Raw genomic sequence first — 8,157 nt, forward strand, 5'->3', positions numbered from 1 at the left:
TGTTTGCTAAGTGGAATGGTAGTTTGAGGTGTGTATTTTGATTTAACAATGCCATATTTTTTATAAATATCAATCGGCACTTTATACGGCTTGCCTGCCACTTCTTGGACAAGTTTTGGCACAAGATAACCCGACAGCTTTTCTAAGAGTTGCCAATAAATCTCTACCGCTCTGTCTGTCGGCAAATCAAAATGACTTGCCCCCGCCACTTTATCCAAAATATGCAAATAATACGGCAACACCCCAATATCAAATAACGCATGGCTTAATTGGCACAATATCTCTACATTATCATTAATCCCTTTTAATAACACGCTTTGATTTAATAATACCACGCCATGTTTTTTTAGGGTTTGGCATTTTTGGGCAAGGGCGTTGTCTATTTCATTGGCGTGATTAATATGTAGCACCATGACGATATTTTTTGGGCAATTTGCCAATATATCAATGAACTCATCATCGATACGGTTTGGCAATATCGCAGGCAGTCGGGTATGAATGCGAATGGTCTTAATATTATCAATATCAGACAACGCCCCAATCCATTCATTAAAACGGCGATTGTTAATATTTAATGGGTCGCCCCCACTTAATAGCACTTCATTGATGTTTTTGTCATTGGCGATATATTGGCAAATTTGGCGAATGTCTTGGCTGTTTGGCAAATTTGCCCCATAGTCAAAATGCTGACGAAAACAATAACGACAATGCACCGCACACGCCCCCGTTACCGTGATTAAGGCTCGGCTTTGGTATTTGTGCAATAATCCCTTGATAGGGTTATGGGTATTTTCGTCCAATGGGTCGGCAGTATAGCCCGCCACAGGTAAACACTCGGCAATGTCGGGTAGGATTTGACGCAATAAAGGGTCGTTGGGGTCGCCCTTTTTCATCTTTTGGATAAAGGCGTGTGGCACTCTTAGGGGAAATTTAGCGGGGGCATGAAATTCACTCGGTAAGGGTAGCTCCAACAGCTCGTAAAGGCTTGCCACGTCGCTTATGGCATTCGATAACTCTTTTTGCCAGTTGGGCTGATTAAAAAAAATGTCTTTCATTTTTGACAAAACTTAGTAATTTTCAGTATAATAGACGGTTAAAGTGCGTCATTATAACGCATTTTACTTTTTATTTTTATTTTTTAAGGTAATTTTCATGGCAAGTTTTTCTACCAACGATTTTAAAGCAGGCTTAAAAGTCATGCTTGACGGCAACCCCTGCTCTATCCTAGAGAACGAATACGTCAAACCCGGTAAAGGTCAAGCCTTTAACCGTGTCAAACTGCGTAACCTAAAAACCGGTAAAGTCCTAGAACAAACCTTCAAATCAGGCGACAGCCTAGAAGGGGCGGACGTGGTAGATACCGAAATGGAATACTTGTACAATGACGGCGAGTTTTGGCATTTCATGCACCCTGAGACCTTTGAGCAAATGCAAGCCGACAAAAACGCCATGGGCGACTCGGCACAATGGCTAAAAGAAAACTCAAACGCTCGTTGCACCATTACCCTATTTAACGGCTCGCCACTGTCAGTTACTCCGCCAAACTTCGTGGAGCTTGAAATCGTTGAGACCGACCCCGGCGTGCGTGGCGACACCTCAGGCGGTGGCGGTAAGCCTGCCAAACTAGAAACAGGGGCGCTGGTGCGTGTGCCACTATTTGTCCAACAAAATGAAGTGGTTAAAGTAGATACCCGTACGGGTGAATATCTGTCTCGTGTGTGATATTTGACCAAAATAAAACAGTCCGAGCGGGCTGTTTTTATTTTTGATATACGGAACTTGATATTTACCACAGGTTTGTAGGGGTGTGCTGAGCACGCCCTTTGATGACATTACTACATAAGGCATACACAGCACGCCCTTACATCCAAACATCATTGTGTTTGCAGTAATTTTAAAGTTTCTTGGGTATGCACCTACTTTTTATGGCAATAAAAACCCAAAAGCGTAACACTTTTGGGTTTTTGTATGATGAGCTGATTATTTTTTCAAATCATCGCTATCAAACGTTGATGATACTTCTGTTTTGGTGGTTTCATCGGTTGGTAAAATGATTTTGTTGTCGCTTTTGGCTTCTAGCTTGTCTTGCATACGAGCCAGATAGCGAGCTGCTGCTTCACGACCGCCCAGACCAAAGGCAAGGGCAAACGCCACCGCCACAGAGCCGAGCGTTAGACCAAAGGCAAGGTTCACGATACTATCAGCGATACCCATCGCTTTTAGACCCATGGCAAGCACAAGCCCGATGATCAGCGTACGCACGATGTTGGCTAGACATTTTGAGCCTTGCTGTGAACGCTCAATCACGCCAGCAACAATGCCAGAGAGCCAAAAACCGATAACCAAGATAACCGCACCTAGGATAATCTGACCGCCAAAGTGGATAAAGCTTGTGACGATGTCACTGATTTGGACAAAGCCTAGCACATCAGCGGCTGCCACAGACGCGAACAGCATGGCAAAGAAGATAATACCACAACGCACCAAGCCTGATACTTTTTGCTCGCCTAGGGCTTCTTGCACACCAAGCTTGGCAGGTAGTGCGTCCACTTGGGTGTTTTGAAGTAGTCCCTTGATGATGTCGGCAACCATACGCACCACAAAATAGGTAACCACCAAAATCGCCGCCGCCGTAAAGACGTTTGGCAAGGCGGACATGATTTTGTTTAGCATGTTGGTTGCAGGACGGCTGATGGCTTCTACTTTTAGAGCGTCAAGGGCAGCAATGGTAAACGGCACAATGATAAATAAGAAAACGAGCGAACCTGCGATATTTGGCAAGCTGTTTTTCTCGCTGATACCTGCACGAGTGGCTAGAGCTTGAATGTTTAGTGAACCAACCAAGTTAGAGACGATACCCTTAACAATCTTGGCAACGACAAAGCCAATAAAGAAAATCACGCCTGCGGTAAAGATATTTGGCACAAAGGCAAACATCTTATCAATCATGTTGGTGAGCGGGGTGAATAGTCCGTTTAGACCCAAACGACCCAGTACCATGGTTAGTACCACAAGCAAAATCAGCCAATACACCATATCAGCAATCGTGCCACTCATGGGTTTAACTGATGCTTCTTGAGCTAATTTCTCATCTAGCGTAGTTTTGGATAGACCTGCCAATGTGGCGTTTTTAGCAACGATGGCAACCACCCAGCCAATAACACCCACGGCAGCAGCGGCAAGCAGGTTTGGCACGAATAGCAGTACTTGATTGACCATGTTGGCAAACGGTGCTGAGATGGTGGCAAGATTAAGCTGATTGAGAGCTGCCGAGATGGCTATCACAAACACGAACCAAAAGACGATTTTGCTAAGCAGACTATGTAAGTCGTAGTTTTTGCCGGTTTGAGTGTTCATTTTTTGATTAAGATTGATTTTGGTTAAGGCTTTTTTGGTCAAAAAGCCAAAAATTAAGGCGGCAAAATAGCCCACCAAGAAAATCAAAATCGCCCCAACGACCGAGCCTATCGGACTGGTCATGTAATGGTTAAACACCATAAAAGAATTTGGATGCATATACGCCCCTTAAATTAAAACTAATATTGCGGATAAATTTTTACAATGGAAAATAAATCTAGCTAACAGCGTTGCAAAAATTATGCCTTGCTTGTAATACAATAGCATGATAACCGCTTTTAGTGACACAAAGTTTACAAAAGCCAAGACAAATTAACAAAACAACACACTACCACCATCAGTTTATCGCAAACACCGGCTACAATGCTAGCGATATAACCAATTTTTCGTAAAACTTTTTATTTATCCTTTATTTTAATGATTAAAAACCCAACCTTCAAACATGAAAGTTGGGTGGTGGAGAAAAGGACAGTATTTAGGGTAGGATTGGTGAAAGATTAGTAAGTGAAGTTCACACCAACACGGTATTCACGACCAGCACCAGGCAAACCATTGATAGCAGAATGTGAATAGTAGAACTCATCACCGACGTTGTTAACGGCAAAGTTTACATTTAATTTGTCGTTATTGAATGGTTTCCAGTTGGCATAAATGTCAGTTACGTCATAACCATACTTGATTAGATTTAAGTTGTTACCACGAGAGCCTGAGATTGGGGTCATGTAGGCACTTTGACCTTTTACATCATCAACCTTGCGGTGATTGACACCAATTTCTAAATTTGGATTGGCAAAGCGATAGGCAAGACCTGCTGTCCAAGTGCGACCAATGGTACTACCAAATTCACGGTTATCAAAGCGGATTGGGTTGCCCTCTGCATTGTTACCACTGTGATATTCAGGATCGCTCTCAGCCACACCTAAGCGAGCAGTAAAGCCATTCCATCTATAACGAGTATTGATTTCATACCCTTTATTTTTGGCAAATCCTACATTAAAGATTGTATTATGTTTATCACCTGGGCGATGACGTGCACCACTGGTTAGCAGATTATCAATCTCTTGCCAAAAATAGGTACCATCAACTGATAGATTGCCGTTGTTGTAGTTAAAACCAATCTCGGTGTTTTTGGCTTGTTCTGCTTTTGTACCATCAGCAATATCAGCAGCACGACTTCCTGATGATAGCAGAGCATCTACAAGACGTGGACTGCGAGTGGCGTAGTTGTGCACAGCATTGAAGCTAAGATCGGGTGTGGCTTGCCAAATAATGCCTACGCTTGGATTGAATGCACCATCAGACACTTTTTTACCCGACACTGAGGTATAGTCAAAATGGTCATAACGCATACCGCCAGTTAGGGTAAAATTGCCAATATTACCAATAATTTCACCATAAACGCCGATATCGTCTTTTTCAGTGGTTTGTTCAGCACCGTTATTTGAGCGGTTTGGTGTGGTTTCTTGATGGCGATAGTTTGCACCATATTTAAATAGTGTGTCATCATTGATGTATTTATCAAAACCTAAATTTGCTCCTGTGGTTTTAACCGAAGTGTCGTTTGGAGCATCTACATTGCCTGCATAACCACTGAATTTATCATTGCCAGATTTGCGTTCATTTTTCATAAAATAAACATTGGCTTCTGCCTCACCCAACAATCCTGCTTTGCCTTTGTATTCAAGGTTGGTGTTTTGCATGGATAATTTACGATAACCGCCATAGTTGATAGTGCCAGGTGCCCTAATTACCCACTCAAACTCTTCACGCACATTACGCACGCCTTTGTTGGTGGTATTAAAGTGGCTAAGCACAAAACGATTGTCGCCTAGATTATAACCTGCTTTAATTAAGTAGCTTTCTTTATCCATTGCTTGGAATGCCACCTCATCACTGGGGTGATTAGGGTCTTTACAAAGAGTTTGCCCTCTTTGGGTAGCACAATCAGTAGCGGTATCGCCAGTTGCAGTCCAAGAACTGAAATATTTGCCAGGTGCTGTTGCACTGTCTTTTTGACCTGTTTTTTTACCAGGCTTGTAATTATTTTGACTGGTTTCGTTGTAACTTACCAAGAAATCAAAATTATCTGCTTTACCAAAGCCTGTAACACCATAGCTGTGTTCGTCATTACTGCTATAACCCGCATTAACTTTCACACCCCAGTCTTTATCAGTGTGTTTTAGCAAATCATGAGCATCTAACGTTTTGGCAACAATCGCACCATTGGTCGCCCCGATACCGGCAGACGCCGAACCCGCACCTTTTTGTACAGAGACGATTTTGACAAGGCTAGGGTCTAGCATATGACGACCTTGATGATATAGGATTTGGCTGTCAGAGTAAGCATTATCCACTTTAACATCAATAGAGTTTTGACCCATGCCACGGATAGTTAGATAAGATGAAGTACCATTACCGCCACTAAAATCAATGGCAGGTTCAGATTTTAACAGCTCACGCAGTCCTGTGGCAGTACTTTCGTCTTTTTCTTGCAAAGTTACCACGTTCGTCTTAACTTTGGTGCCTTGACGGTCAATGGTAATCACTTCATGCCCCAAATCAACCGTCGGCCCGCTCTCGGCAGTGTTTGCCATGGCAACGGTCGCTGTCATCGTGCCAATGACTGCAAAGGTCAGATGGCGTAGTGCAAAGGTTTTTTGTTTCATAAAATCACCTAAATAGCAAAATATAACTATCAAAACAAAGGAACAATCCTTACATCATGTAAGGATTGGTAATAAACTGGCAACAATATTAACATTTTTATTTTTAAAAGTAAATAATATTTTTTATTATTTGGTAATTTTATTTCTTTGTAAAATAATATCTATTGCTAAGTTTTTATAAACAAAAAAGGCTTACAGATAGTAAGCCTTTTTTGTTTGATAGGCAATTTAAATAGTAAATGATTTTTTAATTTATGCAATCAATCAAAAAACACTTTTTCTACTTTACCCGCCAATGTTTGATTAATAAACGGCGTATTTTTCCCCATTGATAACATCGTCTCATCGCTGACTGTCCATTCCTTATTTGGGTCAATCAGCACCGCCCCGCCTTTCTCACTATAAATCGTTTCAATGCCTGCGATTTTGGCAGGATTGGTGCAAATCTTTTCCACCAGTTGTTCAGCCGTCAAAATACCGTCCGCCACCAGTTTGCAAGCTAAGCTCACAAAAGTATCAAAATTGCTAATCCCTGCGGTGCTTTCAGGGAATGGGGCAAGTTTGGCGGTCATCGCTAACGGCTCGTGATGGCTACAAATCGCATCAATCGTACCGTCCTGCAAGCCTTTTATCAACGCCTTTTGGTCAGTTTCTGAACGCAAAGGCGGATAAACAAACGCCAAAGTATTATAGCCATCAATCGCATCGTCCGTCAGATGAAGTTGGTGCATGGCTACATCGCAGGTGACAGGCAAGCCCTTCGCCTTGGCGGTGCGAATGAGTTCCACAGACGATTTACAGCTAAGACAGCTAAAATGAGCCGACACGCCCGTTTCTTCGACGATAAGAAGCTGTTTGGCAAGGGCGACCGTCTCGGCAATCCACGGAATGCCCGAAAGACCATGATAGCTTGCCACATAGCCATCGTGAGCCACGCCATTTTTGGTCAAGGACGGCTCGTCTGGGTAAAAAAACACTTTAACATCAAAGGTTTTGGCGTATTCTAGCGAGCGTAACAGCACATCGTCATTGGCAAAGCCGTGCCGTGCATTACTCACCGCAATCGCTCCGCCTTGTTTGAGCCCTGCAATGTTGGCAAGTTTTTCACCGCCAAGCGATGCGGTCAAAGCCCCAATGGGGTATAGATGAATGCGACCGTCCGTGAGTGCCTTGTCTTTTAAGCCTTTTAATAGCGAGCCATTGTCAAGCACAGGCGTGGTGTCGGGCGGTGTGCAAATGTGCAAAATGCCGTTTTGATATGCCGAATTGCCTTCGCTTTTAAAAGTGCCGTGATTTGACTGCCCAAGTTCACGCAAACGACCGCACAAATCCACAATGGGCGGAATCAGCCATTTGTTGTGGGTGTCGCTGTCGGTTAGGGTTGGCGATTGCCAAGTGGGGGGGAGTAGGTTTTTCATTCTTCGCTCTCTTCAAAGTCGTCCGCAATATCTTCAACAAATGCAAATTCTGAATTTATCAACATTTGCAAATATTCATCAAAACTATCGGCAATCACCGTTAATTCATCTGGGTCGTGCAAATACATCACCACTTGCCCGATTTTTCCACTTTCTGACGGAGAAGAATCAATAAATAATTTTGAAGTTCCGCCATTATTCATAGAATCTGAAAAATGTAGCCAATGCACTTTATCAAAATCATCAATAATTTTATCATCAATTTCAACACCCCAATCAGGGTCTATGTCTCGATTGATATAATCCGCTAAAAATACAATTTCATCACTTGTTAAAATTTGCTCACTAGAATTTAAATAACAAGGATAATTAAATTCATCTGGGATTGACGTCAATAAATAAAAGGCAATTTCTTGACCTTGATATTCTCGCCAATAAGTACCGTCCACAATTTTTAATAAATCAATCAAAGATTGTGGGATTAAAGGAAATTTTTCTTTTAATTGGGCAATATGTTCATTGCTTGCCCCACAAATAACAGTTTCAAATTCATTCCATTCTGACAAACCACCAAAATCGGCATAGGCTTGTTTCAAACTTTTAAAATCTTGTTTTGCAATGGACATTATATTCTCCAAATTATAAAAGTGGTAATGGGTAAGGTGTGTACCACGCACCATTTAAAGTTTGTATTCTAAATAGTGGCATTACGCACC

At 42.2% G+C, this 8,157-nt stretch carries 6 protein-coding genes; 1 reads left to right on the top strand and 5 read right to left on the bottom strand.

Annotation, left to right across the window (positions count from 1 at the left end; genetic code table 11):
* On the bottom strand, positions 1–1,055 hold a 1,055-nt coding region (epmB, locus tag B5J93_RS08750), incomplete at its 3' end, for an EF-P beta-lysylation protein EpmB (protein WP_143823520.1).
* A 97-nt stretch (positions 1,056–1,152) separates the two neighbouring features.
* Here epmB and efp point away from each other — a divergent pair.
* Complete coding sequence (gene efp / locus B5J93_RS08755; RefSeq protein ID WP_079326044.1) at positions 1,153–1,722, top strand: elongation factor P; 570 nt, start codon at positions 1,153–1,155, stop codon at positions 1,720–1,722.
* 258 nt (positions 1,723–1,980) lie between these two features.
* On the opposite strand, the gene B5J93_RS08760 is transcribed toward efp, so the two are convergent.
* The 4 genes from B5J93_RS08760 to B5J93_RS08775 all read right to left on the bottom strand — a co-directional run bounded on the left by B5J93_RS08760 (position 1,981) and on the right by B5J93_RS08775 (position 8,067).
* Entirely contained in the window at positions 1,981–3,516 is a 1,536-nt protein-coding gene (locus B5J93_RS08760; RefSeq protein WP_079326045.1) for a mechanosensitive ion channel, read from the bottom strand.
* Between the two features lie 338 nt (positions 3,517–3,854).
* The gene (locus tag B5J93_RS14290) at positions 3,855–6,023 is read right to left on the bottom strand and encodes a TonB-dependent receptor domain-containing protein (protein ID WP_079326046.1); all 2,169 of its coding nucleotides are present in this window, start codon (positions 6,021–6,023) and stop codon (positions 3,855–3,857) included.
* 260 nt (positions 6,024–6,283) lie between these two features.
* Positions 6,284–7,441 (bottom strand): dihydroorotase, encoded by a 1,158-nt coding sequence (locus B5J93_RS08770; RefSeq protein ID WP_079326047.1) that lies wholly within the window; start codon positions 7,439–7,441, stop codon positions 6,284–6,286.
* Entirely contained in the window at positions 7,438–8,067 is a 630-nt protein-coding gene (locus B5J93_RS08775) for an SMI1/KNR4 family protein (protein WP_079326048.1), read from the bottom strand. Before B5J93_RS08775 ends, B5J93_RS08770 begins: the two co-directional genes overlap by 4 nt.
* Positions 8,068–8,157: the final 90 nt, after the last annotated feature.

The sequence above is a fragment of the Moraxella equi genome (assembly GCF_002027555.1).
Classification (GTDB): Bacteria; Pseudomonadota; Gammaproteobacteria; order Pseudomonadales; family Moraxellaceae; genus Moraxella; species Moraxella equi.

Bases quoted from the DNA above. Each gene is read 5' to 3' on its own strand.
- efp (WP_079326044.1), top strand. From the start codon at position 1,153: ATGGCAAGTTTTTCTACCAACGATTTTAAAGCAGGCTTAAAAGTCATG.
- B5J93_RS08760 (WP_079326045.1), bottom strand. From the start codon at position 3,516: ATGCATCCAAATTCTTTTATGGTGTTTAACCATTACATGACCAGTCCG.
- B5J93_RS14290 (WP_079326046.1), bottom strand. From the start codon at position 6,023: ATGAAACAAAAAACCTTTGCACTACGCCATCTGACCTTTGCAGTCATT.
- B5J93_RS08770 (WP_079326047.1), bottom strand. From the start codon at position 7,441: ATGAAAAACCTACTCCCCCCCACTTGGCAATCGCCAACCCTAACCGAC.
- B5J93_RS08775 (WP_079326048.1), bottom strand. From the start codon at position 8,067: ATGTCCATTGCAAAACAAGATTTTAAAAGTTTGAAACAAGCCTATGCC.